General features: G+C 42.5%; 22 protein-coding genes and 1 pseudogene. 4 read left to right on the forward strand and 19 right to left on the reverse strand.

Annotated features, from left to right (window positions below; all coding sequences use genetic code 11):
• Positions 1-360: 360 nt before the first annotated feature.
• The 5 genes and pseudogenes from petJ to V7K55_RS12220 all read right to left on the reverse strand — a co-directional run.
• A complete protein-coding gene (petJ, locus tag V7K55_RS12200; RefSeq protein ID WP_334831544.1) occupies positions 361-705 on the reverse strand; it encodes a cytochrome c6 PetJ in 345 nt (114 codons plus the stop codon).
• Between the two features lie 242 nt (positions 706-947).
• Positions 948-1,367 (reverse strand): plastocyanin, encoded by a 420-nt coding sequence (gene petE, locus V7K55_RS12205; protein WP_334831546.1) that lies wholly within the window; start codon positions 1,365-1,367, stop codon positions 948-950.
• 214 nt (positions 1,368-1,581) lie between these two features.
• Positions 1,582-2,073: a photosystem II cytochrome c-550 gene (gene psbV / locus V7K55_RS12210; protein WP_334831548.1), complete on the reverse strand. Its 492-nt coding sequence runs from the start codon at positions 2,071-2,073 to the stop codon at positions 1,582-1,584.
• A gap of 132 nt (positions 2,074-2,205) precedes the next feature.
• The gene (locus V7K55_RS12215) at positions 2,206-2,421 is read right to left on the reverse strand and encodes a hypothetical protein (protein WP_094329803.1); all 216 of its coding nucleotides are present in this window, start codon (positions 2,419-2,421) and stop codon (positions 2,206-2,208) included.
• 127 nt (positions 2,422-2,548) lie between these two features.
• A pseudogene (locus V7K55_RS12220) lies at positions 2,549-3,003 on the reverse strand (carbohydrate ABC transporter permease); the annotation flags it as partial.
• A 379-nt stretch (positions 3,004-3,382) separates the two neighbouring features.
• Between V7K55_RS12220 and V7K55_RS12230 the strand changes: the two are divergent.
• Positions 3,383-3,835, forward strand: coding sequence for a trypsin-like serine peptidase (locus V7K55_RS12230; RefSeq protein ID WP_334831551.1), 453 nt, complete (start codon positions 3,383-3,385; stop codon positions 3,833-3,835).
• Here the strand turns inward: V7K55_RS12230 and V7K55_RS12235 are convergent.
• Positions 3,818-4,144 carry a hypothetical protein gene (locus tag V7K55_RS12235; RefSeq protein ID WP_334831553.1) on the reverse strand — a complete coding sequence of 109 codons (327 nt, stop codon included), beginning with the start codon at positions 4,142-4,144 and terminating at the stop codon, positions 3,818-3,820. The two genes, V7K55_RS12230 and V7K55_RS12235, sit on opposite strands and share 18 nt — an antisense overlap.
• A 94-nt stretch (positions 4,145-4,238) precedes the next feature.
• Between V7K55_RS12235 and V7K55_RS12240 the strand changes: the two genes are divergently transcribed.
• Both V7K55_RS12240 and V7K55_RS12245 read left to right on the forward strand, forming a co-directional pair.
• Positions 4,239-5,591 carry a histidine phosphatase family protein gene (locus tag V7K55_RS12240; RefSeq protein ID WP_334831555.1) on the forward strand — a complete coding sequence of 451 codons (1,353 nt, stop codon included), beginning with the start codon at positions 4,239-4,241 and terminating at the stop codon, positions 5,589-5,591.
• A 140-nt stretch (positions 5,592-5,731) separates the two neighbouring features.
• Positions 5,732-7,012 (forward strand): dihydroorotase, encoded by a 1,281-nt coding sequence (locus tag V7K55_RS12245; protein WP_334831557.1) that lies wholly within the window; start codon positions 5,732-5,734, stop codon positions 7,010-7,012.
• Positions 7,013-7,075: 63 nt separating this feature from the next.
• Here V7K55_RS12245 and V7K55_RS12250 read toward each other — a convergent pair whose 3' ends face one another.
• The 10 genes from V7K55_RS12250 to V7K55_RS12295 form a co-directional block, all read right to left on the reverse strand.
• On the reverse strand, positions 7,076-7,984 hold the full coding sequence (locus V7K55_RS12250) for a peptidoglycan-binding domain-containing protein (RefSeq protein WP_334831559.1): 909 nt from the start codon (positions 7,982-7,984) through the stop codon (positions 7,076-7,078).
• A gap of 540 nt (positions 7,985-8,524) precedes the next feature.
• The gene (locus tag V7K55_RS12255) at positions 8,525-10,243 is read right to left on the reverse strand and encodes an NAD+ synthase (protein WP_334831725.1); all 1,719 of its coding nucleotides are present in this window, start codon (positions 10,241-10,243) and stop codon (positions 8,525-8,527) included.
• Positions 10,244-10,480: 237 nt separating this feature from the next.
• Entirely contained in the window at positions 10,481-11,227 is a 747-nt protein-coding gene (locus tag V7K55_RS12260) for an NUDIX hydrolase (RefSeq protein WP_334831561.1), read from the reverse strand.
• Positions 11,188-11,787, reverse strand: coding sequence for a nicotinate-nucleotide adenylyltransferase (locus V7K55_RS12265; RefSeq protein WP_334831563.1), 600 nt, complete (start codon positions 11,785-11,787; stop codon positions 11,188-11,190). The genes V7K55_RS12260 and V7K55_RS12265 overlap by 40 nt, the downstream gene beginning before the upstream one ends.
• A gap of 44 nt (positions 11,788-11,831) precedes the next feature.
• Positions 11,832-13,247 (reverse strand): nicotinate phosphoribosyltransferase, encoded by a 1,416-nt coding sequence (locus V7K55_RS12270; protein WP_334831565.1) that lies wholly within the window; start codon positions 13,245-13,247, stop codon positions 11,832-11,834.
• 342 nt (positions 13,248-13,589) lie between these two features.
• Positions 13,590-14,294, reverse strand: coding sequence for a mobilization protein (locus tag V7K55_RS12275; protein ID WP_334831567.1), 705 nt, complete (start codon positions 14,292-14,294; stop codon positions 13,590-13,592).
• Between the two features lie 511 nt (positions 14,295-14,805).
• A complete protein-coding gene (locus tag V7K55_RS12280; protein WP_334831569.1) occupies positions 14,806-15,522 on the reverse strand; it encodes a pirin family protein in 717 nt (238 codons plus the stop codon).
• 339 nt (positions 15,523-15,861) lie between these two features.
• The gene (gene dps, locus V7K55_RS12285) at positions 15,862-16,434 is read right to left on the reverse strand and encodes a DNA starvation/stationary phase protection protein Dps (RefSeq protein WP_334831571.1); all 573 of its coding nucleotides are present in this window, start codon (positions 16,432-16,434) and stop codon (positions 15,862-15,864) included.
• Positions 16,435-16,823: 389 nt separating this feature from the next.
• Complete coding sequence (locus V7K55_RS12290) at positions 16,824-17,240, reverse strand: hypothetical protein (RefSeq protein ID WP_334831573.1); 417 nt, start codon at positions 17,238-17,240, stop codon at positions 16,824-16,826.
• Positions 17,237-18,091, reverse strand: coding sequence for an FAD-binding domain-containing protein (locus tag V7K55_RS12295; RefSeq protein WP_334831575.1), 855 nt, complete (start codon positions 18,089-18,091; stop codon positions 17,237-17,239). Before V7K55_RS12295 ends, V7K55_RS12290 begins: the two co-directional genes overlap by 4 nt.
• Positions 18,092-18,295: 204 nt before the next feature.
• Between V7K55_RS12295 and V7K55_RS12300 the strand changes: the two genes are divergently transcribed.
• Positions 18,296-19,342, forward strand: coding sequence for a glycosyltransferase family 4 protein (locus V7K55_RS12300; RefSeq protein WP_334831577.1), 1,047 nt, complete (start codon positions 18,296-18,298; stop codon positions 19,340-19,342).
• Positions 19,343-19,462: 120 nt separating this feature from the next.
• Here the strand turns inward: V7K55_RS12300 and V7K55_RS12305 are convergent, their stop codons facing one another.
• From V7K55_RS12305 to V7K55_RS12315, 3 genes are all read right to left on the reverse strand, one after another.
• Positions 19,463-20,128: a hypothetical protein gene (locus tag V7K55_RS12305; RefSeq protein WP_334831579.1), complete on the reverse strand. Its 666-nt coding sequence runs from the start codon at positions 20,126-20,128 to the stop codon at positions 19,463-19,465.
• A gap of 364 nt (positions 20,129-20,492) precedes the next feature.
• Entirely contained in the window at positions 20,493-23,750 is a 3,258-nt protein-coding gene (locus tag V7K55_RS12310) for an efflux RND transporter permease subunit (RefSeq protein WP_334831581.1), read from the reverse strand.
• A gap of 62 nt (positions 23,751-23,812) precedes the next feature.
• Entirely contained in the window at positions 23,813-25,384 is a 1,572-nt protein-coding gene (locus V7K55_RS12315) for an efflux RND transporter periplasmic adaptor subunit (RefSeq protein ID WP_334831583.1), read from the reverse strand.
• Positions 25,385-25,833 lie beyond the last annotated feature (449 nt).

A 25,833-nucleotide genomic window follows, 5' to 3' on the forward strand; every position in this document is an offset into this window, starting at 1 on the left:
TTAATCAGTTATCTAGGCTTGAACCTAGCAGCTAATCCCCTAGAATCCTTGTGGAGTCTAGTTTCTAGCTAACGAATCACACGCATTTCTTGTTTTCAGCAAGTGAGGTTATTGAATCCCAAACATCGGTTCTAATTAGTTCTGATGGTTTTTTGGATTTATACCGCTTGGCTTTTTTCTTGCTCATGGCTTCAGTCCCCGACCTTGACTTACAGCAGTTTTTTATCAAACCCACCACAAAAATAAATCCTAAAACAAAGTCCAATATTGGTTTTAGTACTTTTAACTGTGGCACGTTTGATTAAAATTCGCTGTAAGTTATATTAATTCCATTCTGGTTGAGAACCTTGATGGCTAACTTTACCAGCCTTTTTCTGCATTCTGAAAAACGTAAGCAGCTACCTCCAAAATCTCTTCAACACTTAACTTTTCTTTAAAGGCAGGCATAGCATTTTTACCATTTTGCACTTGGTGGATAATCGCCTCGATAGAGTCGCTATTATAATTTTCTAGGTACTTTGACAATGCTTCCTTTTTCAAGGTTTTCTGGCTAATCAGGATATTGCCGCCACCTATATGGCAAGAAGCGCAGTTAGCCTCGAAAATTTTAGCCCCGTTGGATGTTTCGGCAGCTAGTGCTGGACTAATGAATGTCAATTTGAATAGAGCGATCGCTAACATTAAAATTAATAAAAGTTTTCTCAAGAGAATTTCCTCGCAACAAGACTCCAGGAAGAGTATAAACGCGATTAATCCTTGATTAAGTCAAATTTGATCGATATTGGCGGTAACGAGTTATCCCTCAATCGCTACAGGTGTTTAGCGTCTTAGGGTGGGATAGGACTCGTTACCGCCATTTATGCATTGTGTACGTCACTCTAGGAGTGTAGCGTGTTGCTATGAGGTAATTTCACAGAGAAAGGGTCTTGTTTCAATGATGAACGTTTCTAGCCTTGGACAGTGATTGTACCAACCATGCCAGCACCACGGTGAGGTTCGCAGTAGAAGGTGTAGTCACCAGCAGGTGCGTCTGCGGGGAAAGTGGTTGTTTCCTTTTTGCCAGCACTCATCAGCAACTGCTTATGAGACAGAGATTTTGCTAAAGTGGCATCCTTAGCAGGGTTTTTGGCTGCATCAAACACAACGTTGTGGGGAGGAACTTTATTGTTCACCCATTCAATTGTGTCACCTGGTTTAATTGTCAATTTTTTAGGTTCAAATGCTAGCATTCCTTTATCAGTACCCAATTTCACCTCGTAGGTTTCAGCAGAAGCGCTGGGAGTAAAAACTGCAAAGCTGCTAACAACTAAAAGGATTGTCAACACGGCTAAACTAAAGCGTCGCAAGCTTGCCGAAATCAATTTCATGGCTCTCTCCTAACAAACAATTTTTTTTCCTTTCTCATTTTAAATAAAATCAACACCAAATATGACAATCTGTCATAGATACAATTTTTTTTTAAGATATGGAGAGCAATTTATTGCAAAAAGCTATATGAGGGACTGGGGACTGGGGACTGGGGACTGGGGACTGGGGACTGAATTCTTCCCAATCCCCAATCCCCAATCCTAATTCCGGGATTTAGTAATAGATTTTTCCTCCTCCCCACTTAGTGCCAACGATTTTGGGTTGGATGAGAATATGACCGGCGATCGCTTCCAAGTCCTCATCTGTCAGATTTCGCATTGCTGTGAAAATATCTGCACTCTTGATACTGGGATGGATTTCGGAAATCTCTTCTTCCCCGTCGTAAGTAGTAGGATTTTTCAGGTAATCCACCAAGCCTTCAATGTTATTACGGTTGGGTGTTGCCAGTGCCAGATCGTCTGGAGTAAGTCCTACGTTCTGGTTTGTCTTGGTAACTCCCCCAGCATGACATTGGGCGCAAGCGTAATTAAATAAGCGTTTGCCTTCTTTGACTTGTTTAAGGCTGAGTACGGTAACTTCACCTTGAGTATTTAATGGCACTGTTCGGGTAGCTTTGTCCAATTCCACTGCTGTCGCGCTACCAACAAGCAACTGAAACGAGAGTAAAACAGTGACCACAACAACGCCAATTAGTCTTCTAAACATGTTTCCCCTTAAAAATTTTTACGCTCAACACAGCTAAGAAAGCGATTCTCAATCTCCAAGCTGCTAATTGCTAATGACTCATTGTTTTTTGTTATTAGCTATCAATGATTAGCTAAAGCCCAAGATCACCCTTCAGGTGTCCTCGTCATCACCCAATAAGTCGCTAGTACCTTTTGGGTGTGTTTCAAACGATATTTGGGAAATAATTGCCTTTGCATCTTCTAACGCCAAACGGGTCTTTTGGTGTTTGTAGGCGATTCCCAGTTGGTTGCACAGAGAAAACACTTTTTCTACAGGTATACTGTAGTCGGCTGCTATCTCTGCGATCGATAGGTCTGCAAAACCCATAATGCTTGTTAACTGATAGATAGAGATTGAGTCGCTGTAATACCAATATCACGTTAGGAGTGCAATTTGTTGCCCAAAATACTGTTTGGGGAATGGGGAATGGGGAATAGGGCATTGGGAATGGGGTTTAACCTTTTCCTCCGGTAAAAATGACGCTTTGAATAAAGTAACGATTAAAAAAGGCGTAAATACCTAAAGCTGGCAGGGTAAAAACCATAGAAGCTGCCATAATGTAGTTCCAATAGCTGATGTATTGACCTTTGAAGGTGTTCAGCCCTAAAGGAAGGGTAAACATTTCTGGGTCAAATAGGACAACTATAGGCAGTAAAAAATTATTCCAACTTCCCATAAACACAAAAACCGCCTGTGCTGCTAGCGCCGGTTTAGTTCTTTAAGAAAATTAACAAAAAATTGCCGCATCATGAAGATGAAAGTGGCATTGACCATGCCAGAAACAATCATGCCTTGGTAAGAATTCAGCCAGGCGATCGCTTTCAAAATCAAAAATGTCGGATACTGCCAGTACAGCCAATAAGGTAGCGTTATTTGGCCCGCCAGAAAAGATGTCAGACTGGTCAAAAAGTCGAAAAGTCCCAATCACCCGCACTGTTACCACAAAGAAGGTTACAGGCTTAAGCAGTCCCCAAAACTAGTATGGTGGGCATCATCATATACCCCAGCCAAGTCTTCTGTGATGTTCCATCTGGGGTTACTCCGCCGCCTGTTGATTTCAAACACTACAGAACCTCCGTTTAATCCCGCACTAACCCGGCTGTAGTGATGGGTAGTACATGATTATTTATCGTACTCCTGTAAAAAAATATTTAACCTCATTAAATTAAGTTGGAAAGCGCTTTGGGCTGTCACACCCAACTCTCTCTATAGCTATGAACTCCCCGGACGGGAAAAGATAGACAAAGCAGCCAATAATTTATACAACAATTACTTAAAAAATCCAGGGATGCTGGGAGTTTCGCCGGAAGATAAAGGAAAAGCCGCTAACGAACTGAGTCAACTTATCCTCGCACCTGTTGCTGATAAGTTGGGGCAAAAACGCCTAGTAATTGTTGGTGATGAAGCTTTACAATACATTCCCTTTGCGGCATTAACTACGTCAACCAAATCGGCGGATGGGTCAGATGACCGTATCCCTATGACTAGCAGAGACTACCCTTGGTCAGCCATTGGTAAAATCGAGGGGATAAGTGCTGATGGTGGCGGTTACAGTTGCACGGGAACATTGATTGCTGAAGACGTTGTTTTGACAAATGCCCACTGTGTAGTTAACCCGGAAACCCGAAAAGTTAGTCAAGCGATCGCATTTGAGCCAAACTTAGTTAATGGTGTCGTCAAAAATAAAAGTGATGTCGCTTATGCAACTAATGTTTATACGAGGTTAATGGATTGCTGTTGAACCGGGCGGTGGAAATGTCTCGCTTGGATGAGTGGTTGCAACGGAATTAAGGAAGTAGCAAGCCCGATAACTATAACTAACCATCAACAAATGCTTTTTCAGATTTGATTCAATTCTGGAAAGATGTAACAGCGATCGCTGGCCCTTACAATTGATAATCTGTGACGTGTAAAAAGTATTTGCCAAAAAGCCAGGGTTTTTGCCGGATAAAGAAAACCGAGTTTTTAATTTTGGATAAAGTCCAGCTAAGGAAAAATTGAGGGTTTTAAATCCACAGAGATGGATTTTGCCTGTGTAGTTACGGTTCATAACTGCCCTTTTAACTAAATCCGCCTTTCTGGGTCGGTAATTCTGCAATCATTTTGCAGTAGAATTAATCGTCTAGATACAGGAGGGCTTTAAGATGACTCGTGTCATCATTGTGCGCCACGGTCAAAGCGGTTATAATACCGAGCGGCGTATTCAGGGACGCACTGATGCGTCAACATTAACCGAAAAAGGTCGTAACGATGCAAGTATTGCTGGCAAAGCCCTCAGCAATATTGTATTTAATGCTATTTATAGCAGCCCCTTGCAACGAGCGAAACACACAGCAGATATTATCCATAGTGAGTTAGCTACTCATCCCGAACAATCTGCTGTAATCCAAGTTTCTAATTTACTGCTAGAAATTGACCTGCCTTTATGGGAAGCATTGCTAACTTCTGAAGTTAAGCAAAAATTTGCCGAAGACTACCGCACTTGGCACCAACGGCCTGATGAACTGCGGATGCTGCTAAATGATGCAGAGGGAACAAGAGAACATTTTCCTGTTCTTGCTTTATACGAACAAGCACGGCAGTTTTGGCAAGAAACTTTGTCTCAACATCAAGGCGAAACTATTCTGATAGTGGGGCATAACGGTATTAATCGCGCCTTGATTAGCACAGCTTTGGGAATCTCTGCAAGTCGCTACCATTCAATCCAGCAATCTAACTGTGGCATCAGCGTACTTAATTTTGCTGGGGGATTGGGTGAACCAGTCCAGCTAGAATCTTTAAATCAGACGCAACATACTGGAGAGACTTTACCTTCATTGCGACCGGATCATCAAGGAATACGGTTGTTACTAGTGCGTCACGGCGAAACCGACTGGAATCGCCAAACCAGGTTTCAAGGACAAATTGATGTTCCCCTCAACGACAACGGTAGACAACAGTCGCAAAAAGCAGGTGAATTTCTCCAAGAGGTAGCGATCGATTTTGCTGTAAGTAGCCCAATGCTGCGTCCTAAAGAAACAGCAGAGATTATTTTAAAACAGCATCCTAATGTAAAGTTAGACTTGCAAGATGGTTTAAGAGAAATCAGCCACGGACTCTGGGAAGGAAAATTAGAAACAGAGATAGAGCAAGAATTTCCCGGAGAGTTGCAACGCTGGCGGTTAGTACCAGCCCAAGTGCAAATGCCTGAAGGGGAAAATTTGCAAGAGGTGTGGGAACGTAGCGTTGCAGCTTGGCAATCAATTGTAGAAGCCGCATCAACTAATCAGTTCAAAACTGTATTAGTAGTAGCTCACGACGCAACTAATAAAACTCTACTTTGTCACGTTCTGGGTTTACCGCTAGAAAATTTCTGGAATTTCCGTCAGGGTAATGGCGCAGTCAGCGTCATCGATTACCCTTCTGGAATCGATGGTTTACCAGTATTACAAGCTATGAATATCACCACTCATTTTGGTGGTGGCGTACTAGATAAAACGGCAGCAGGGGCATTGTAAAAAAGGTTAGGAGTGAAAAATTATGAGTGATGAATAAAGTTAAAAATGATGAGCAAGGAACAAATAACTGATAACTCCTAACTCATAACTGATAACTCCTAACTCATAATTTTATTCTTAACTCCTAACTAAAAAGCTTTATGACTGAACTGCTGCAAAAAGTACGAGTAATTGACCCAGTTTCTGAAATCGACGAACTCTTTGATGTGCTGATTGCTGATGGTTTTATTAAAGAAGTAGCTTCGCACATTGCTGATATTCATCCCGATACTCAAATTAGAGATTGTCAGGGATTAGTTCTCGGGCCTGGGTTAGTTGATTTGTACAGCCACTCCGGTGAACCAGGATTTGAAGAACGAGAAACCCTCTTATCTTTTTTACAAGCTGCTGCTGCTGGCGGCTTTACCAGAGTTAGCATTCTACCCGATACATCCCCAGCTATTGATAATCCTGCACTTGTGGCACAGTTGCAGCAGAAAAGGGCAGAGGATAATTTATCTCCCTTGCTCCCCTGCTCCCCTGCTCCCCTGCTTCATATCTGGGGTGCTATTACCCTAGATGTTGCTGGGAAGCAAATGACGGAATTAGCAGATTTAGCGTCTGCTGGAGTTGTTGGTTTTACCGATGGTAAGCCCTTTGAAAATTTGGCGCTGGTGCGGCGAGTGTTAGAGTATCTCCAACCGTTGGGTAAACCAGTCGCATTTTGGCCTAGCGATCGCCAGTTAACAGCAAATGGTGTAATGAGAGAAGGGGTAGATGCTCTCCGTTTCGGTTTACCACCAATACCCGCCAGTGCAGAAACCACTGCGATCGCAGCTATGCTTGAATTGGTTGCAGCCATCGGTACACCAGTTCATATCATGCGCGTCTCCACATCTCGCAGCGTGGAATTAATCGCCTCAGCCAAAGCTGCTGGTTTACCCATCACCGCCAGCACTACTTGGATGCACCTTTTACTTGATACAAAAGCAGTTAAGAGTTATCACACTAGCTTGCATTTAGACCCGCCTTTAGGAAATCCTAGTGATGTAGTGGCATTGCGTGCGGGGGTACGTAGAGGGGTTATAGATGCGATCGCTATCGATCACACACCCTATAGCTATGAAGAAAAAGTCCAAGCCTTTGCCGAAGCGCCTCCAGGAGCAATTGGTTTAGAGTTAGCATTATCTTTGCTGTGGCAATATCTGGTTGAAACGGAAGAGTTTACAGCTTTACAATTATGGCGGGCATTGAGTGTTAGTCCAGCAGAGTGTTTGGGGCAAAAAGTCAGTGCGATTCTACCTCATCAACCAGCAGAACTTACTTTATTTGACCCCCAGCAAACCTGGAAAGTCGAACGAAAAAGTCTTTATACACTTTCACAAAATACACCTTGGTTGGGACAACAAATGAAGGGTCATGTTGTGCAAACCTGGTGTTAAAAAATGCAATTTGGGTATTGAGCATTCCGCATGGGGCAGAATGCTGCCCCTAAGAGGATAATTTTAACCTGGAAAAGTTTTGAGCAAATCATCCCCAGCAATCACGCTAGTGTAAAAAGTGTATTTGCGATTCGCGACATAACGGCGGTCTTGTTTAATAATCGCCATAAACTCTCTATGTCCGTCACGAGTCCGTCCTACTAAACAACCCGCGCTAGCAAGGCGAATATCATTCCTGGGGAAATCAAAGCCGTAGTGTTGATTCACATAAAAATTATCACCTGTATCAAGCTTATCGCCAGTCCGTTTAAAATCTTGGTTGAAATCTCTACAAACAGTTATATCTCCAACTTGCACTAATGCTTCGTGAGGTTCTGCTGTGCCGTGGATGCCAACAGCCCAAGCTTTGTATTGCCCAAACTGAATTCTTGCTGCTCCTTTGGGATTCATCGGATGATAAGTGTAGTAATTCCCTGGTTCTGTAGTGGCTTCCCAGTGGTCTACGATTTTGGGAACCCCATTTACTACTTCAATCACAATCCGGCGATCGTTAAATTGATTAGGTGTATCACTATTGAGATTCCAGTCTGCATTTATACCTTCAATATAAACAATGTTATATTCTTTTGGATTGGTGAATACTTGATAATCTTTGGATAGCAAGTATTTCACAATCCTACTAGCAATGTCATTACCAAGTTTTAAGGGTGGTTTAGGAAGATCGTCTATTTTAGTTTCAATCAGTTTCTTGGCTGTGACTGCTCCTAAAAAGCCACTCTCTTCAGTCTTTGCTAATTCTTGAAATTTTTTGAGAGATATCACAGAAACAGGGCCAAATATCCCATCGGCTGGAGGTTCTAGCAAACCTAAGCCGATTAACAGTACCTGAATTTGACGAGACAAATCGGCATCTTGTGCGATCGCATCAAATGACCATTTCTCATCTTTTCCCAAGAAATCTTGTAGTTTCATTATGCACCTGTTTTCATTTACTTACTTCTAAGTATAAACATCATTTTAAAATTGATGTTGTTTGAAACTATACTCTTAGCTTGAATAGGGGGTCACAATTTTTACTATTAATTTATGATTTAGCACACAAAAATTCACAGATATTACACTGAAGAAAAAACTATTTATTGGCAATATATATTAAACTTTTTCGGTAATATGGTTCAGATCTCATGCGATCGCAGAACTTACCAATCGGCTAAAAGATATGAACACGCTCACCCCTGATATTCACAGCAAATCAGACTTTGAGATATTGCTGAATGCGATCGCACAGCGTTTAGGGTCTTCCAAGAAATAAATTATCCATTTTGTGGGGTGGAATTGGTGTTAAAAGGTGCAATCTTTGAGTTCAGAGGCGGAATAGTGAAGCTTTGAGAAGGTTTTTCTATACAAAATCTGTCCCTCTCTACATTGGAGAAGGACAGACTTTAATAAAAGTTCAAGAAAGGAAGAGGTTTGATAACTAATCACTAGAGTTGTGGATGAGTATCTTGTCCATCACAACAAACTAAGGTTAGGTGTAGCTGTGGTTTTAGTTTGGTAAGCCTTTTTGACACCAACCCAGTTACTAGCAATTGGCATTCGCCAACCAGTTCCGAAGGCGCGATCGGTGATTTTTAATCCTGGTGGTGCTTGTCGCCGTTTAAATTCAGCCCGCGCTACCATTTGAATTACTCTATCTACAATCACCGCATCGTGACCGGCTGCAACAATTTGCGCTGCTGATTGGTGGTTGTGAACTAGGCGTTGCAAAATATCGTCCAAAATTTCGTAAGGCGGTAGAGAGTCTTGATCCACTTGGCCTGGTTTGAGTTCAGCACTGGGTGCTTTCGTCAAGACATTTTGCGGGATAATTTCTTTATTGCGATTTAACCATTGGCAAAGTGAATACACACGGGTTTTAGGAACATCTGCAATCACTGCTAACCCGCCATTCATATCGCCGTAGAGTGTACAGTAACCCACAGCCATTTCTGATTTGTTACCAGTAGATAAAAGCAGATAGCCGAATTTATTAGCGATCGCCATTAATAAATTACCGCGAATCCGAGACTGGATATTCTCCTCAGCTAGTCCAAACTCTGTACCCGAAAACAAATCACCTAATGTTTGATCGAAGCCTTGCATTAACTCGCCAATTGGTAAAAGATTAGTTTTAATCCCCAAATTGTCGGCTAATGCCACAGCATCGCTAATGGAATGCTCGGAACTGTAAGGGGAAGGCATGAGAACACCGAGGACATTTTCTTTACCAAGTGCAGCAGCTGCGATCGCAGCTACTATTGCCGAGTCAATCCCACCACTTAAACCCAAAACTACTTTAGAAAAACGACACTTCCGAGCGTAATCTCGCACTCCCAAAACCAAAGCTTGCCAAATTTCTTCATCTTCCGATTCATACATCGGTTCTACAGAACCCAACTGTAAATCCCGTTGCACCTCGTCAAATTCCACGACTACTAAATCAGAATCAAAACCACGAGCGCGAGATATAGTTTCACCTTGACGATTTAAGGCAAAACTACGCCCATCAAAAATTAGGTCATCATTTCCCCCAACCTGATTAGCATAAATAATCGGTTGTTGAAAACGGACTGCACTATGCTTGAGCATTGTTTCGCGTAACTGCTGCTTGCCGAGGGTGTAAGGCGAAGCAGACAAATTTACAACTAAATCTACACCCAAGATTGTTAAGTCAGCAATCGGATTTGCTGCATAAATACGCTTCCCCCAAAATTCCTCATCATTCCATAAATCTTCGCAAATAGTTACGCCAATATTGAAATTATCGAGAGTAAAATAATTAGCTTCTAAGCCCGGTTCAAAATAGCGGCGTTCATCAAAGACATCGTAAGTCGGCAAAAGTCGCTTATGAAAAACTTGCTTAACCTTGCCACTCTCTAACAAAGCTATGCTATTAAATAAACTTTTACCGCCACTAATATGTGCTTCGAGGTTCGGTTCAACAGTTCCTACCAACACAGCTAAATTTGGTGGTAAATCCTGAGCCAAGTTTTGTAAAGTGATGCCCATCGCTTCCACAAAACTAGGATTTAGTAATAAATCTCTTGGTGGATAGCCACACAAGGAAAGTTCTGGTGTCAGCAACAAACGCGCACCGCTAGATGCTGCTCTTTGTGCTGCTTCCAGGATTTTTTGGGCATTTAAAAGCAAATCACCAATTGTCGGATTAATTTGAGCGATCGCAATTTTCATATTATTTGTCATTTGTTATTTGTTATTTGTCATATCATGTCCGCTTGATTGCTTATTAGACCCGAATAACCCCATAACCCCACCCCACCAAAGCTATGCTTTGTCTCCCCTCCCCGCTTGCGGGGAGGGGATTAAGGGGTGGGGTTCTTTTCTTATGGGTAATTTAGCGGACATAATATCATTTGTCATTGGTCATAAGTTAATCTCCCTTGTCCCTTTGTCCCACGTAGAGGTTGGTTAAATAAACACCAAAGGTTTATCTTTTAAGGGAGCAAAAGCTTCAGCGTCAAACTTATACAAGCTAGCCGGACGACCAGCACCTCGTGATACCTTAATTCCGGTATCGCATAAAAAACCTAACTTGAGTAGACGCGCCCGAAAATTAGAATAATCGGAAAAGTTATCACCTAAAACTGTGGCGTATAACTGATATAAATCATTCAAGGTAAACATTTCTGGTAAGACTTCAAAAGCCACCGGGCTATACTCTAATTTATTTCGTAATCGCCTGTGGCCATAAGCCAGAATTTCATTATGGTCAAAAGCTAATTGCGGCACTTCTTTGACTGGATACCAAGCTATACCAGTCATGCGATCGGCAATTAATTCGGCTTCTTCAAATCGCACTAGGGCAAAGTAACTAACTGATAGATAACGCACACCATAACTATCAGTTGCTTCCCGTGGATCGCGATTCGGCCCGCCAAAGGTATAGAGTTGTTCTAAATAGAGATTGTTAACCCTAATTTTCTCTGCCATAATGCGATAGGCAGCATCTTCTAAAGACTCTCCGGGACGGACTAAAGTACCGGGAAGACTCCACTGATTTAAAAATGGTTCTTGCTGTCGCATTACTAGTAGAACTAACAGCCGATTTTGTACAGTATCTACAGAAAAAATTACATTATCCACACCAACTTTGAAATCGGCCAAAGGTTGTTGGTTTAACGGAGTTGATATCTTTTTTTGTGAACGTCCTGGCATTCGTACAAATGCTCTCGATTAATATAGGCAACTACAGGGGCTGTGAGGGCTTGAGAATCTCCATGTTCGCGGTACGCTGTTGAGGAAACATCTAGACCGGTCAGACTAGCGATCGCAATTTTCCCTCCCAGCTTTTGCACTACCTCTGAACTAGACTCATCTATTGCATATCCGGGTCGCGGTACAATCAGTAGTTGCACTTGCTGTAACAAATCTTCAATGCGATACCAACGTGGTAGCTGAGTCAATAAATCTGAACCAACAATCAACGTTAATTCAGCGTCTTCACCCCAAATAAGCTTGGCTTTTTCCACTGTTTCCAGCGTTCTGAAGCTACTCAATTCTTGTTCCAAAGCAATATTATGCCGTGGTGCGTTTATATCCGCAATCAATAGCCGCAGCATTGCCGCCCGATGCTCTAAGGGTGTTTGATGAGACTTAAACGGATTATCCGCCGCCCAAACCGCTACCCAATCATAACGCTCAGACAACCAACTCAGAATTTTTTGATGTCCCGCAGTTGGTGGATCGGCACTAGTTCCAAACAAAGCAACTCTCATAATAATTCGTAATTCGTAATTAAGACATACCGAAAGAGCAATTATTACCTCTGTGTTCTCTGTGCCTCTGCGGTTCGTTTCTTAGTCTCTTCAGTCAACACCCGTAACGCCTCAGAAATCGCCACTTCTACAGCCACAGGACGATCCAAAAGCCGTGTTTCTTGTGGCAAACTGGCAACTGAGGCGGCGGTACGCTGACGAATTGTTGCCAACGATTCCAACGGCTGCACCCGTTCACCCTCCTGCACTACCAACTGCAACAAAGGTTCTTCATCCAAAGGAATTTCACCTAAAAGTCCCAACCTGTCTGCTTTTACCTTACCTCCCGTAAACGAGCGAAAAATCTGCTTGCGTCCTGGATAAGTAACCTTACCACTAGACTCCTTCATCACTGGGATGCCATCAATGTCTACAAGTTTATAAACTCCATTGACAGGCGAACCTGTAACTAATCGAGTTCCCAGTCCGTAACCATCAATTTGCGCCCCAGCAGCTTTTAACCTGGCAATTTCCCACTCATCCAAATCGCCACTAGCAAAAATTGGTACACCGGGAAGGAGCGATCGCACCTGTTTTGATAAGGTAACTAAATCTCCTGAGTCCAATCTCACTCCACTTAATTGCATTTCCCCGGAATTTACTTTTTCGGACAAGCGCTGGGCAGCAGCGATGGTATCGTAAGTATCAATCAGCAACGGCGCACCCGGAAAATATCGATGAAATGCACTAAAAGCTTGTTCTTCAGTGCCTTCTATTGCTGATAACGCCATTACTAAGGCGTGTGCCATAGTACCACTCGGCTTTTCTCCCAGTTGTAGCGCTGCTAACACATTGGAGGTGGAATCTAACCCACCCGCTAAGGCCGCCCGCGCCGCCCACAAAGACCCTTGGGGACTAAATGCTCGTCTTGTGCCAAATTCTAAAAGTGTTGCTGATTCTCCCGCTACATCCCGCAACCGGGCTGCTTTTGTGGCAATCAAAGTCTGGTAATTAATCGTATTTAGGAGGTAAGTTTCCACTAGTTGCGCTTGCCAAAGAGGTGCTTCCACCCGCAAGAGTGGTTGATTGGCAAACACGGCTGTCCCTTCTGGTACTGCCCAAACATCACCCGTAAACTTTCCCTCAGCTAAAAGTGACCAAAAGCGATCGCTTGCGTGAGCGAAAATTCCCATTGCCTGTAATGCCGCAATTTGCGCGGAACTAAAGCGGATTTTGGCTAAATATTCCAATGCTTGCGTTAGCCCCATTGCAATTAAATAACCAAAACCCTCTGGCAATCTTCTGACAGACAATTCAAAGCTTGCCCGTCGTTGTTCTATACCTTCGCCTGTGTAACAAGCTGCCATTGTCAATTGGTAAAGATCGGTCAGCAAGCTGTAGTCATCAGCCGAGAGGTTTAGTTCCTGGTTCTGCTGGCTTTGCTGTTTATATACATAGTCCAAATCTGGCAAAGTTGTCATGCAAGAGATTCCTTACAAGCTGCTTCTTTCATTTATGGTAATATTTACCATAAATAATGTCAACTACCGTTAAGGATATTTCAGAGATTGCTCTATAAAGTAGGTTTATGGGCAAATTTATACTAGCTTTATAAAATACTTAATATTTTTTAATAGTAAAAGCTAGCAATAATGTTTATCAGACCTCTTGTAAGAGGTCTAATGACTAACGCTCTTCTATGACTCTGGAGAGAGAATAATCCAAGCGATTAGAAATCGTAGCTACACAAACACAGTCCGCCCGCGCGGACTAACGCCAAAATAGGGTTTCAAATTTAATCTGACGAGAGTAATAAAAGAGCGCTATTCAACTTTTTCATACCAGATACCTACTTTCTCAAAAGCACCATAAGCAAGCTTGAGAAAATTCACTACTCTCTGTTTCCCAATTATCCCAAATTCTTTATACTCTCTAGCTTCTGCAAACGTTAGGCGATTTTGGTCAATTATGTTTCTTTCTCTGTATGCTAACTTCGGAAAATCTATAACTTTTATCGGATATTTATTTACTATGTTCTGAAAGTTAGAGTCTGACTCTAGATGCTCCCAATCATCACATAGCCCTAAATTCCTCACCAGAATATGAGGGATTTTCTCACCGTAAGTATTCACTGACTGATTAAACAGGTTGATGCTGTCGTATCCTCCTGTCGATACAAACCATTTGCAAAACATCACTCCTTGCGAACTTCCTAGTTCAAGTAATTGATTAGATTCAATCCACCCTTGTACTGCTCTATGGGATTGTGCGGCTAAATTCACAATTACTGGCTTCTCCACCGCCCACTCAAATATTCTATCTGCCTTATTTGCCTGTCGTTCATTCTCACTAAACACAGCATACTTACATATTTCCTTATATACCCCTGCGACATCTGGATTCGATCTATCTGTCTCCACTGGTACAAACGGGATTCTCTTATCTAGACAATACTGAATCATTGTCCTGGCAAAGAGAGATTTTCCGACCCCGCCTTTTTCACCATCTACAAAATGAATCGTTGGCATTACAGCGACCTCTAATATTTATTAAAGTCTGATACATCTTTCCCAGGCTAAGAACTTTTTGGCGATCGCCGCCTAATTGTTTTAGTAGTTTTGTGAGAAAGTATAACCTTTCTTCAGAGCCGATTGAAGGTAAATTTCGCAGAAAGTAAATGCTTTCTGGTGGTGATAGTTTTTTTGTCCTTCTCTTCTAGCTTGTCTAGGGAAGTTAGAGTCCCTTAAGGATTCGTAATGCGATACCTGTGGAGGGCTAGAGTACCGCAAGGCGGAATTCAAAATTCAAAATGACGCTCTCTACGAGACGCTAAAAGCGAACGATGACTCGCTAACAAAATTCAAAATTAATGCAGCGTAAGCATTTCGTTGATTTGGAATGGTCTGTTTATTTCCGCCGTGTTGTACTAGTCCTACGTAAATCTGCACCCAATCGAGAAATTTTCCTCTTACAAAGCATAATAGGGTGGGCATTCAATGCCCACCCTATAAGCTAGCTTTTCAGCAAACAGACTTAAGATTAGCCCAAATCGAAAAGCAAAATTTCGCCGCCGATGTTGGTGCTAATTTCTAGCTGTTCTTCGCCGTTGATTTGCACGCCATCACCGGCTCTAAGTTCCTCGCCATTGAGGTTAACTATACCTTGGGCTACTTGTAACCAGGCATAGCGATCGCTTTTGACTTGATAATTAACAACATCACCATCTTCTAAAACAGATGTGTATAAATCCACATCTTGGTGAATTATCACAGCACCATCGCGCCCATCTTTAGCAGCAATTAAGCGGAGTTTGCCGCGCTTTTCTTCTAGAGGAAAAGCTTTTTGTTCATATCGTGGCGTTATTCCTTCTCGATCGGGAAGAATCCAGATTTGTAGCAAGTGGAGTGGTTCAGTTGGTGAAGGATTAAATTCACTGTGGCTGATTCCAGTTCCAGCGCTCATAATTTGGGCATCACCGGGGCGAATTACTGAGCCTGTACCCAAGCTGTCTTTATGCTCTACAGCACCTTCTAAGACATAAGTGAGGATTTCCATGTCACGATGACTATGGGTAGGAAATCCAGCACCGGGAGCGATGCGATCGTCGTTAATCACACGCAGAGAGCGAAATCCCATGCGGTTGGGATCGTAAAAACTACCAAAGGAAAATGTGTGATAGCTATCGAGCCAGCCCATTTTAGCGTGACCACGGGCATTGCGATCGTGAATTAAGTGGGTAATTGTATTTTGAGACATAGATTTACCTCTTTGTTAATGAGTATTTAGTTAGGAAGCACTCAATTTTAGATTTGAGATAGCGGAGCGTCTTTTGGATTGCAGGAAAAATCTAAAATTGGCAGAGTTTGAAGTCAAAATGGAATTAACATACCTTTTCAGTAACCTAATAACTTCTTCAAGTTTAAGTATTAATTTTGATGGATCGCTTGTTGAAGATATTTGGAACTTCTTAACTTAGTTTTGAACTATTTCAATAGTAAAGTATATACATATAAATGAAAAGTACGCACTTAAAAGTGACGTACTTACCAAAAAGATACTATTAGATTTAAGAAAGACTACTTTTTTTAGAAGTGCTTATTTTACACCAGCAGGGATCTTTTGAGTTTTAGTAGTAGCCGCTTTCCCATTCTCTGCCTTAATTTCTGCTACTTGCAGATGAGCTTCTAAGAACCAGAGTCGTTTGTCAATGGTGCGGGAAATTTCGGTGTAAAGATCAGCAGTATCGAGATCGTCTAATTCATCAGTTTTAGCGATCGCGTCTCTAAGATGTTTAGCATAGAGGGCATAACGATCTGCTAAGGCTGTTACATGGTCTTTACCATCTAAAATATCTAAGGGATATTCTGGCAGAATTGAATTACTAGCTGCGGCGCGGGCTGTTCCAAAAGCGTATCCGCCTAAAGCTGTAATGCGTTCAGCTACCATATCGATGTACGCTTCCAATTCCCCAGCAAGTTCATCAAATAATAAGTGCAGCTGATAGAAATCAGTTCCTTTAACATTCCAGTGCGCTTGCTTTGCTTGGGTTTTAAGATCCGAAGTAGCTGCTAAGGTTTGGTTGAGAAGTACTACGATTTGCACTCGCGCTTCGGCGGGAATGTCAATGCGGGTGGGGTACAGACGTGATGTAATGCTGTTGTCGCTCATGATTTTACGTTGTTAATGCCTTTTAAATCTAATTTAACAGATACTAGTTGGTTGTGCGAAACTCTCTGACGATGGATTATATTAATGGCTGGATGTGTTACTGTATATAGCCTATACAATTTTAATTGAGAATTTTTCGGCAAAAGGGTCAAATAACAAATGACATTAGATTCGATGGTTTTCTATGGTATTAAATGTACTATCGAAAAGGCGATCGCTAATTTTTTATCCTTCTGCAAAAAGTCATGAGCAACACTCCGTTCAATTTGACTCTAACGGTTGCAAATGTTCTGGCGAGAGACTGAGATATGAAGAAGCGATGTAAAGTATCTTACCTGTATCTGTTGATAGAAGAAGCGATCGCTAGGTATTACAATATTACAATTGGGCTATTCAAAAACATAATCTTGAGCCACTTTCCAATAGCGTGAGAACCGCTTCAGGTCAATATAGCCATCATAATCAAAAAATGGTTCTACCTCTACCACTTCCACTGCTATAGAACCCTCTATTTGATTGCATATGTCATTAAATCGGGGACTGGGACTGTTGGCTGTGACAACTAAATTCGCATCATGTTCTTTGGCAAAAGCTAAAATTTCTTGTGCCACATCACCACGACGGATAACAACGGGTAACTCTAGCAAGCATTCATAAATAAACGTGAGGCGTTTAAGACTCAATTGCCATTCATCTATCAAAGCCTCATCCCAAACCCAAATAGCTGGCGCATTTGGGTATTTTTGCAATCCTGGGTTGTATGGACTAAGGCAGTCTCCATGTACCCAAACAATTGATTTATTCATTTTTTACCTCTCTTTCCACGCTGCCAACTTTGGCTATTGGCTTGTTTGCTAAATTCCCCTTTAGGAAAAAGTCGCTGTTCTAATTCTTCATAGCTGTCTTCAAAATCACAATGGCCGTAAAGGGGACATTTCTGGCAATAAATACTTTTGGTATAGCGTTCCAAATTTTCACGATTGAAAAAATACGGTTTATGACTAAAGGTGCTAGCAACCCACTGCCATGACATATTATTGCTAGCAGGATCTCCATCTAAAAGGTGTTCGAGAAACCACTTCGCTCCTGCTTGCCAATGAATCCGCCGCCAATGGACAATATAAGCGGCTAGCCACATCCGGGCGTGGTTATGTAAATAGCCAGTTTCTTTTAAATCACGGCTAAAACTGTCAATGCAGACTCTGCCTGTGGTTCCTTGTTTGATATCTTGCGGCAATTCCGATGCATATTCAGCCACAGTGTAACCAGTTTTATACTCTTCCTGGTCTTTCCAGATTCCATCCCCTAACTTTACATACAACCGTTGCCAGTAGTCACGCCAACCTAACTCGTTAATTAGTTTCGTCGCATCATTTTGGTGCTGTACCTGTTCAAGGACATAATCTCGAATTTCTCGCAAACTCAAAACGCCATAGCGGATGTAAGGTGAAAGTCGCGTGACCGCACCTGTGAAAAAATTACGTGTTTGCGCGTAGCTTACTGGGTCGATTTGTTGCAGCGTTTTTTGTGCCGCTTTGCGTCCCCCTAGAGTTTCGCTGATGTAGCGATCGCGCTCTGCGGCACCTGGGAATTGTTCGCGGAGGTAAGCTACCAAATCATCGCGGTTGGTAAATTCGCGTTGCATATTTTTAGACATTATTAAAATTTTGGAGTTTTACCCCGATTTATCGAGCCGTTACTGAATAAGTCTTTAAGCTAAGTAACTCGTTATCAGCGCTATTAGTCAGTAGCAAGTGGTGAATTTTACTGACTACTTTTTAGCTGTCGCGGAATACCTCAATAATTATGTTGATTGATACTCAGTTACTTATCTTAAATTTTTATACATTTCTAAAACATTATGCGAATCATACATATTTTAAACCACGTTCAAGAGATCGGTAACGGTATTGTAAATGTGGCTGTGGACTTGGCTTGTTTACAGGCAAAATCTGGTTATGAGGTAGCAGTTATTTCTGCTGGTGGTGAATATGAGAAACTACTAAATATATGTGGTGTCAAACACTACCAACTAGACCAAACTAGAAAACCGAGAAGTATTATCAAGGCGGCTGTGCGTTACCGAGCGATCGCAGCAGAATTTCAGCCGGATATCGTTCATGCTCACATGATGACGGGGGTAATTTTAGCACGCATTTTTAAAGGCAATAAATATACTTTAGTTTCCACAGTTCACAACGAATTTCAGCGTTCTAGTTTACTGATGGGTTTAGCTGACAGGGTTATTGCCGTTAGCAAGGCGGTGCGAGATTCTATGGCAAAGCGCGGTATCCCAGAAAACAAGTTGCGGGTAGTCTGCAATGGAACTTTGGGCAGTCCCCGTACCCGGCAAATACAAGATTATCAGCCTTTAGGATTACAACGTCCAGCGATCGCTACTGTAGCCGGTATGTATCAACGCAAAGGTATTGCTGAGTTAATCGCTGCCTTTGAACAAATTGCCCCAGATTTTCCCCAAGCGCATCTTTATTTGGTAGGCAATGGCCCTGATAAACAGCTATTTGAGGCACAAGCACAAGCAACTTCTGTAAAAGAACGGATTCATTTTGAAGGCTTCCAGTCGGAACCTCAACGCTACCTGATATCTTGTGACATATTTGTGTTGGCTTCTCATCGCGATCCTTGCCCTCTGGTACTTTCGGAAGCTAGGGAAGCTGGAATTGCGATCGTTGGCACTCAAGTAGATGGGATTCCTGAAGCTTTGGATAATGGGCAAGCAGGTCTTTTAGTGCCAGCAAAAGATAGTAAGGCTTTGGCCGGGGTTTTAGTGCAATTACTGAGTAATGCCGATATGCTGCACGAGTGGAAAAATCGGGCAAATCAAAACCTCCAGTGGTTGAGTGTTGCCCGCGTTCATCAAGAAACATTGGCAGTGTATCGTGATTAAAGGGAATTGGGAATTGGGAATTGGGAATTGGGAATTGGGGACTGGCGACTGGCGACTGGGAATTGGGAATTAGGTATGGACTATTTATTCTCCTTTTCCCCAGTCACCAGTCCCTAGTCCCTAGTCCCTAATAACCAATCGCTTTAACTTTAAAGCTACACCTAGAGTACCAAGGACTAATACACCCAAAACGTTAGTTGATTCTGGAATGGCGGTGGTGTAATAAGCAGCCACTCTAATAGGCCCATCTTTATCCGCTTGCTCTGCTGGTATTGCTGGAATGATTCCACCACCTGGTGTTAAATCAGGCTTGGTAACAAATCGATTGAAAAACACGGTTCCGTCTGGGATTACGCCACCACTGTAAGTAAGAAGGCTGCCTTCGACAGAAACGTTTGTAAAGATATCTTTGAGTTCAGGAATACTAGAGAAACCAATCTTTCCATCTCCATCAACATCTCCCCACTCCACTAGTTCATTATCAAATGATGGAGTAGAATCTGGATTACTATAAGACAGCGTTTTTAAGTCAAATACCAAGCTTCCTATATTGTTCCCAGTGCCATTTAGCAAGTTGTTAGCTCGATCTGGGACACCATATTCTATTATTTGTCCTGGTAAAATAACTGGCCCAAGGGTTCTTGGATCTCTCATGTTGAATATATCTTCATTCACACTCGTTACAATGGGTTCTACCAAAATAACGGCTCTCGCTGGTGTCAAATATAAAAAACTAATTCCTGCTGCCCCTAGAAGAGACAAGGCTATTTTGGTTACTATTGTCATATTTCTGTCCTTTTCGATATTGATTGAGAAAATGCTATGTCGGGTGGGTTAAATCAAACAGCAAAACATCACTTTTGAACTGCTATATACTACTTGCTAGATAAATAGCGGTTAATATGTGCCTGCTCAGTGAGTTTACATACACTCGTATGTTGATTTATAAAGCAATTCTTGTAATGCTTTATCACAATAACTAGTAATTTCACGCAATCTTTATCAAAAATCTAAATTAGAACTTATGAATTGACAAATTCGACAATATATGAGTCTTAAATACAAAAATCTTCGTAACACAATAAATAGTATTGGCGTACATCTGTACGCCAATACCGAAATGCCTAGTTTGATGTAACTTAAATGCTCATTAGCTTATAAGTTTTTTGGTAAATCCATGCAACTTGCTTAACACTGGCTTCGCCCAATTTCCACCCATCAAATCGTGTAACAGAGTATAAAAACAGGGGATGATAAACAGCGTCAGCACTGTTGCCAAAGATAAACCCGAAAACACTACTACACCTAATGGTTGTAGAAATTCTGAACCTTCCCCAATTCCTAACGCTAGGGGAAACATACCTAAAACAGTGGTAATAGTTGTCATTAACACTGGTCGTAGGCGTTGAGGTGCAGCTTTCAGAATGGCAGTTTTCCGGTCAACTTTTTCTCGTTCTAGAATTTGATTGGCCAATTCCACCATAATGATGGCGTTATTGACCACAATACCCACCAGCAAAACTGCACCGACAATCACTGTCGCCCCAATTGCAGTTTTGGTGATGTAAAGCCCGAAAATTCCCCCAGCTAACGCTAAGGGAATTGTAAACATAATTACTAGCGGGTCAATGAGGGAATTGTATTGCACCGCCATCACTACAAAGACTAGAAAGGCAGCTAATCCACCTAAAAGTTGCAGTGAACTTTGCAGCTGCTGATTAGATTTAGAGGCTGCACTGGGTAAGATGGTAATTCCTTCAGGTAAATCTATACTATCTAGTACCGTACTCACCTGTTCTAGGGCATTACTGAGGCTAGCTCCCTCAGTTAAGTTACCAGCAATTAATAAAACCTGACGCTGGTTAATTCGCTGAACTTCTCCAGGCGCTTGAGCTTCGGTAATTTTAGCAACATCACTCAAGCGAACTTGCCGATTGTTATCCACAAATAAAGGCAATCTTTCCAATTGAGAAGGTACTTGCACTGATGCTTCATTCAACTTTACTCGCACATCAACTAAACGGTTGCCGCGTTGCAACTGAGTTGGAACACTGCCTTCGATCGCAGTTTGAATTGTTTGTCCTATCTGTGTAGCAGTTAGCCCCAAAGCTGAAACCCTCTCCCAGTCGGGAAGAATTTGAATTTCTGGTTGGCGATCGTCTGCATCGGGACGAAATCTTGCTAGGGTGGCTTGTTCTTCTAAGGCTTTTAGCACCTGACGGCCAGCTTCTTCTAAAGCATTTTCGTCATTTCCCTGAAGGATTATGTCAACATCAGCACCACGGACAGGAGAGTTGCTGAGAATCAAACCCCGCACTTGACCAGGGTTAAGACGCAGCCGAATTCCTGCTAAATTTAACTTGTTCAACTCTTGAGTAACTCTTTCTACGTAAGCTTGCACATTAGTACCCGTTTTCAGGGTAATATTGCTGGAAGCTCGTAAGGCATTAGCATTAGTAGTGTTGCCAAAGAGAGAGCCACCAATTGTAGAAAAAACATATTCTGTTTCTGGCTGCTTGCGGATAATCTCATCTACCGCAACCATTACTTTTTGGTTGGTTTCTAAAGGTGTACCGGGAGGAAACTGGGCATTTAAGTTAGCTTGTCCGGTGTTGATACGGGGGAGAATTTCTTGGGGGATTTGGGGAGCCATCCACAAACTGCCGCCGCCGAAAACTATAATAGCGATCGCTACTGTAACCAACCGCCAGCGTAATATCCCAGTTAAAAAACTGCCATAAGCCCTCGTAGAAGCATCAAAACGGTTATTAAACTGCCGCAACAGCCAAAAATTGCTCAACCCGCTAGAAAACTTCCATGCCAACATCCGAGAGGCGAACATCGGTACAACGGTTACGGCAATTAAAATTGAAGCGGCTACAGAAAAGGTGATGGTAAGAATTAACTCATTGAATAGTAGTGCAATAAAACCACCAATGAGTAAAAATGGCAACACCGCTACCAAGTTTGTACTAGTGGAAGCAATCAAAGCTGATTCTACTTCTTGACTACTTTTTTCTGCTTGAGAAATTAGTTGCTGGGAATTCAAGCGGCTTTTATTATCCTTACCGGGAGTCATCCCAGCCCCCTCGGCGATGTTCTCCAACATGACGATGGAGTTATCTACCACAATACCCACACCTAACGCCAAACCACCCAAACTAAAAACGTTGATAGATAAGCCAAAAAGCCCCATAAAGATGATGGCAGCTAGACTTGCTAAGGGGATGGCGAGGACGATGATGAAAGTTTGCCGCAGAGAACCAAGAAATAGAAGAACTGCGATCGCTGCTAGTGCAGTGCCGATCAACCCAGAAGTGGTAACATTCGAGATCGAGTTACGAATAAACCGCGACTCATCTAAGGTTGGTGTCAGAATTGTCCCTTCAGGAATTAAACCAGATTTTCGCAGTTCTTCCAAGCGTTTTTTCACACCCTCGACAACGTTGATGGTATTAGCATCCGGCTGTTTTTGGATGCTGACTTTTACAGCTTCTTTCCCGTTGAGTAAAACGTACACCCGTTGCTGTTCTGAGCCATCAATGACTTTGGCAAAGTCGCGCAAATAGACGCGGCGGTTAGGGACTGCGGATTGGGGACTGGTGACTGGAGATTGGGAATTAGTAGTTGTAGAAGAAGAGACTTCAAAAGAAAGATTGTTGATTTCATTGGCATTTTGGAAACGCCCGACTGTACGGGTTAAGGGTTCAGCATTCTGCCCTAAAAGCCGACCGCCAGAGATATCTAGGTTGCGATCTCTGAGTTCATCTAAGATATCGGTCAAACCTACACCTACAGCTTGCAAGCGATCCAAATCAATATTTACCCTAACTTCTTCTAGAACTCCGCCCGATATGTTTACCCCTGCGACTCCAGGGACAACACCCAGTTCGCGGGCTAATTCTTCTTCAGCAAAAACGCGCAAATCCACACCTTCTAGGGAGGGTGAAGTTAATGCCAATTCGTAAACAGGTAGCTGGGAAGGATCGACTTTAAATAAGCGTGGTTCTTCGATGGCTTCTGGTAATGTGCTTCTAGCTCTGTTAAAAGCAGCCGTAGCATCATTTAAAGCTTGGTCAATATTGCCACCTGGTTGAAAATACAGATCCAAATTGATCTGTCCCTCACGAGTTTGAGAAAAAATTTGAATCACGCCTTCGGTAGCACTAAAGGCTTCTTCCAATGGCCTTGTGACTTCATCAACTGCTACCTCTGGGGAGATTCCAGGCGCTTGTATTCGCACACCAATCCGAGGATAGGTAATTGATGGTAGTAAATCCACGGGCAATTTTACGAGAAAAAAGACACCCATCACGATCACTGCCAACGTCAGCATTAGTGTCCCGATGTGTTGACGGATTGATATGGCACTGATACTAAATCCGCCACGTTTGTTTACTTGTTGCATTACTGTTGCTTTGCTCCAATTAAAAAGGCAAAATGAAAAATTCTCAAAGAGATTTAGAATTTTTAATTTCCTTTAGGGGCTACCTCTGCTGTTTCAGAAATAATCGATAAACGTACAGCGTCTCCATCTTTTAAGGGTTGACCACTGCGAACAACATAGCGTTCTCCCGATCGCAAACCAGATAAAATTTCCACTTTGCCATCGGCTCTTTTTCCTAATGTCACAGCACGCGCTGCCACTTTCGCTTTGCCTTCTATGTCTTTGACCACAAATAGCGTCCCAGCAGGGTTTTCTGCCCCGGCGGTATTAGCTGCGTTGGCCGGGAAAGATGACTTACCTGTAGTCTTGGAGTTGTTGCTCCCTGCTTGTTTCTGAATAGCTGTTTGCGGTACGACTACGCGCTGTTGAGTCTGGTTTTCAAAGTTGACTCGCGCCAGCAGTCCACTGCCAATCTTGCCTTGAGCGTTAGGAATTACTACCTCTACAGGTATTAAGCGAGCGATCGCATCCGCAGCTGGAGAAATGCGCGTAACTCTCCCAATTAATCTTTCGTTGGGAAAGGCATCTAAGCGCACTTGTACAGATTGTCCAACCTGAATTTGTGCCAATTCTAATTCAGAAACTTGCACAACGACTTTGACACGGTTAAAATCGCCAATTTTTACGACTTCATTACCTGCTTGCAGAAGATTGCCCGGTTCTGTCACCTTTTCTGTAACTATGCCAGTGATGGGGGATGTCAATCGTGCGTAAGACCTGCGTTCTTTAGTTTGGGCAACTAATGCCTGCTGGGCCAAGACTCTACCTTGGGCGGCGGCGACGGCTTGCTGCTCTATACGGACTTGCTCTTGGGTTGCCCGCAATGCCTGGGCTGCTGTTTTGGCCTGGGTACGTGATTGCTGGGCAGTTTGTTCTGCGATCGCTCCAGCTTTAAATAACTTCTGCTGCCGTTCGGAATCTGCCTGAGCTTGCAGAACCTCTAACCGTGACTTTTCTACGTCAGCACGGGCATTACTTACCTGATTGTTTGCCCTAGCTACTTCTGATTTCAGGGCTGCTAGTTCTGCTTCTGCTTGCTTTAATTGGGTCGAAAGGATGGCATCATCTAACTGCCCGACGTTTTGCCCAAGCTTTACTCTATCGCCCACATCAAGGTTCAAAGCCAACAAGCGACCTTCTACTTGCGATCGCAGTGATACGATGCGGAAGGGTATTGTATTACCTGTATATTCTGGTTGTTTTTGCAGCAAGTCAGTTCGAGCGATCGCCACATCTACAGGCGTTACCCGACTACGTTCCTTATTGCCAGGACTCTGAGATTGTGCATCTGCTGATTCTTTGGGCGACGAACCGCAACTCGCCGTCAGCAATCCTATACCTACCAAACAGGAAATTAATAAACTTCTTACATAAGTGGAGGAAAAAAAGGAATTTTCCCCTTTCGCTTTGTCACCTGTTGCCCAAGTACTGTTTGCAAGAAGTCTACTTTTGGAATCTGCGTAGGCGCAGCCCGCCGCAGGCATCGCCACCTCAGTTTTCACAACTGAATCTAACTGGATAATTATTAGTTGGTTAGCGACTACGGGATCTTTTATTTTCACCTGTTTGTGCGGCTTATTGTTTTCCAAAATCATTCATTTTTCTCCTACTGGGGAGCTTTTGGGGTTAAACAGCCGTGTTTTACCAAGTAATTTTGAGAGATATCATTAACAAAAAACGGCGAGAATGAAGCATAAGCTGTATGACAGTAATTTTTGATTCAAAAACTACTGTTTTCCCACAAAAGTCCAAAACTTCTCACCGTTCTACTTCTTACGCAGAGGTAGATAATCTTCTTGCAGTTAACAAATTATAAACTTTAGTATAAATATTTGTCATTTTTCTGGAATCTACCCATAGGAGAAACCTGGCTTTTTCCAAAGATATAAAGCTTTTTTGCTCATTATCATAATTTGGGCAGTATTACAATAGTTACCTTTGTTTTTACTTAATCGGGTTATTCTACTATAACTATCGGTATTTACGATTGCTTCTTATTTTATTAAGAATATTAAAGATTTATTGCTGAATTGTGTTTATAATG

Origin of the sequence: Nostoc sp. (assembly GCF_036919895.1) — a bacterium.
Taxonomy (GTDB): domain Bacteria; phylum Cyanobacteriota; class Cyanobacteriia; order Cyanobacteriales; family Nostocaceae; genus Nostoc.

Bases quoted from the DNA above. Each gene is read 5' to 3' on its own strand.
- petE (WP_334831546.1), bottom strand. From the start codon at position 1,367: ATGAAATTGATTTCGGCAAGCTTGCGACGCTTTAGTTTAGCCGTGTTG.
- V7K55_RS12230 (WP_334831551.1), top strand. From the start codon at position 3,383: ATGCTGGGAGTTTCGCCGGAAGATAAAGGAAAAGCCGCTAACGAACTG.
- V7K55_RS12235 (WP_334831553.1), bottom strand. From the start codon at position 4,144: ATGAACCGTAACTACACAGGCAAAATCCATCTCTGTGGATTTAAAACC.
- V7K55_RS12305 (WP_334831579.1), bottom strand. From the start codon at position 20,128: ATGACAATAGTAACCAAAATAGCCTTGTCTCTTCTAGGGGCAGCAGGA.
- V7K55_RS12310 (WP_334831581.1), bottom strand. From the start codon at position 23,750: ATGCAACAAGTAAACAAACGTGGCGGATTTAGTATCAGTGCCATATCA.
- V7K55_RS12245 (WP_334831557.1), top strand. From the start codon at position 5,732: ATGACTGAACTGCTGCAAAAAGTACGAGTAATTGACCCAGTTTCTGAA.
- dps (WP_334831571.1), bottom strand. From the start codon at position 16,434: ATGAGCGACAACAGCATTACATCACGTCTGTACCCCACCCGCATTGAC.
- V7K55_RS12240 (WP_334831555.1), top strand. From the start codon at position 4,239: ATGACTCGTGTCATCATTGTGCGCCACGGTCAAAGCGGTTATAATACC.
- V7K55_RS12215 (WP_094329803.1), bottom strand. From the start codon at position 2,421: ATGGGTTTTGCAGACCTATCGATCGCAGAGATAGCAGCCGACTACAGT.
- psbV (WP_334831548.1), bottom strand. From the start codon at position 2,073: ATGTTTAGAAGACTAATTGGCGTTGTTGTGGTCACTGTTTTACTCTCG.
- V7K55_RS12275 (WP_334831567.1), bottom strand. From the start codon at position 14,294: ATGCCAACGATTCATTTTGTAGATGGTGAAAAAGGCGGGGTCGGAAAA.
- V7K55_RS12250 (WP_334831559.1), bottom strand. From the start codon at position 7,984: ATGAAACTACAAGATTTCTTGGGAAAAGATGAGAAATGGTCATTTGAT.
- V7K55_RS12295 (WP_334831575.1), bottom strand. From the start codon at position 18,091: ATGTCTAAAAATATGCAACGCGAATTTACCAACCGCGATGATTTGGTA.
- V7K55_RS12300 (WP_334831577.1), top strand. From the start codon at position 18,296: ATGCGAATCATACATATTTTAAACCACGTTCAAGAGATCGGTAACGGT.
- V7K55_RS12255 (WP_334831725.1), bottom strand. From the start codon at position 10,243: ATGAAAATTGCGATCGCTCAAATTAATCCGACAATTGGTGATTTGCTT.
- V7K55_RS12270 (WP_334831565.1), bottom strand. From the start codon at position 13,247: ATGACAACTTTGCCAGATTTGGACTATGTATATAAACAGCAAAGCCAG.
- V7K55_RS12315 (WP_334831583.1), bottom strand. From the start codon at position 25,384: ATGATTTTGGAAAACAATAAGCCGCACAAACAGGTGAAAATAAAAGAT.
- V7K55_RS12265 (WP_334831563.1), bottom strand. From the start codon at position 11,787: ATGAGAGTTGCTTTGTTTGGAACTAGTGCCGATCCACCAACTGCGGGA.
- V7K55_RS12260 (WP_334831561.1), bottom strand. From the start codon at position 11,227: ATGCCAGGACGTTCACAAAAAAAGATATCAACTCCGTTAAACCAACAA.
- V7K55_RS12290 (WP_334831573.1), bottom strand. From the start codon at position 17,240: ATGAATAAATCAATTGTTTGGGTACATGGAGACTGCCTTAGTCCATAC.
- V7K55_RS12280 (WP_334831569.1), bottom strand. From the start codon at position 15,522: ATGTCTCAAAATACAATTACCCACTTAATTCACGATCGCAATGCCCGT.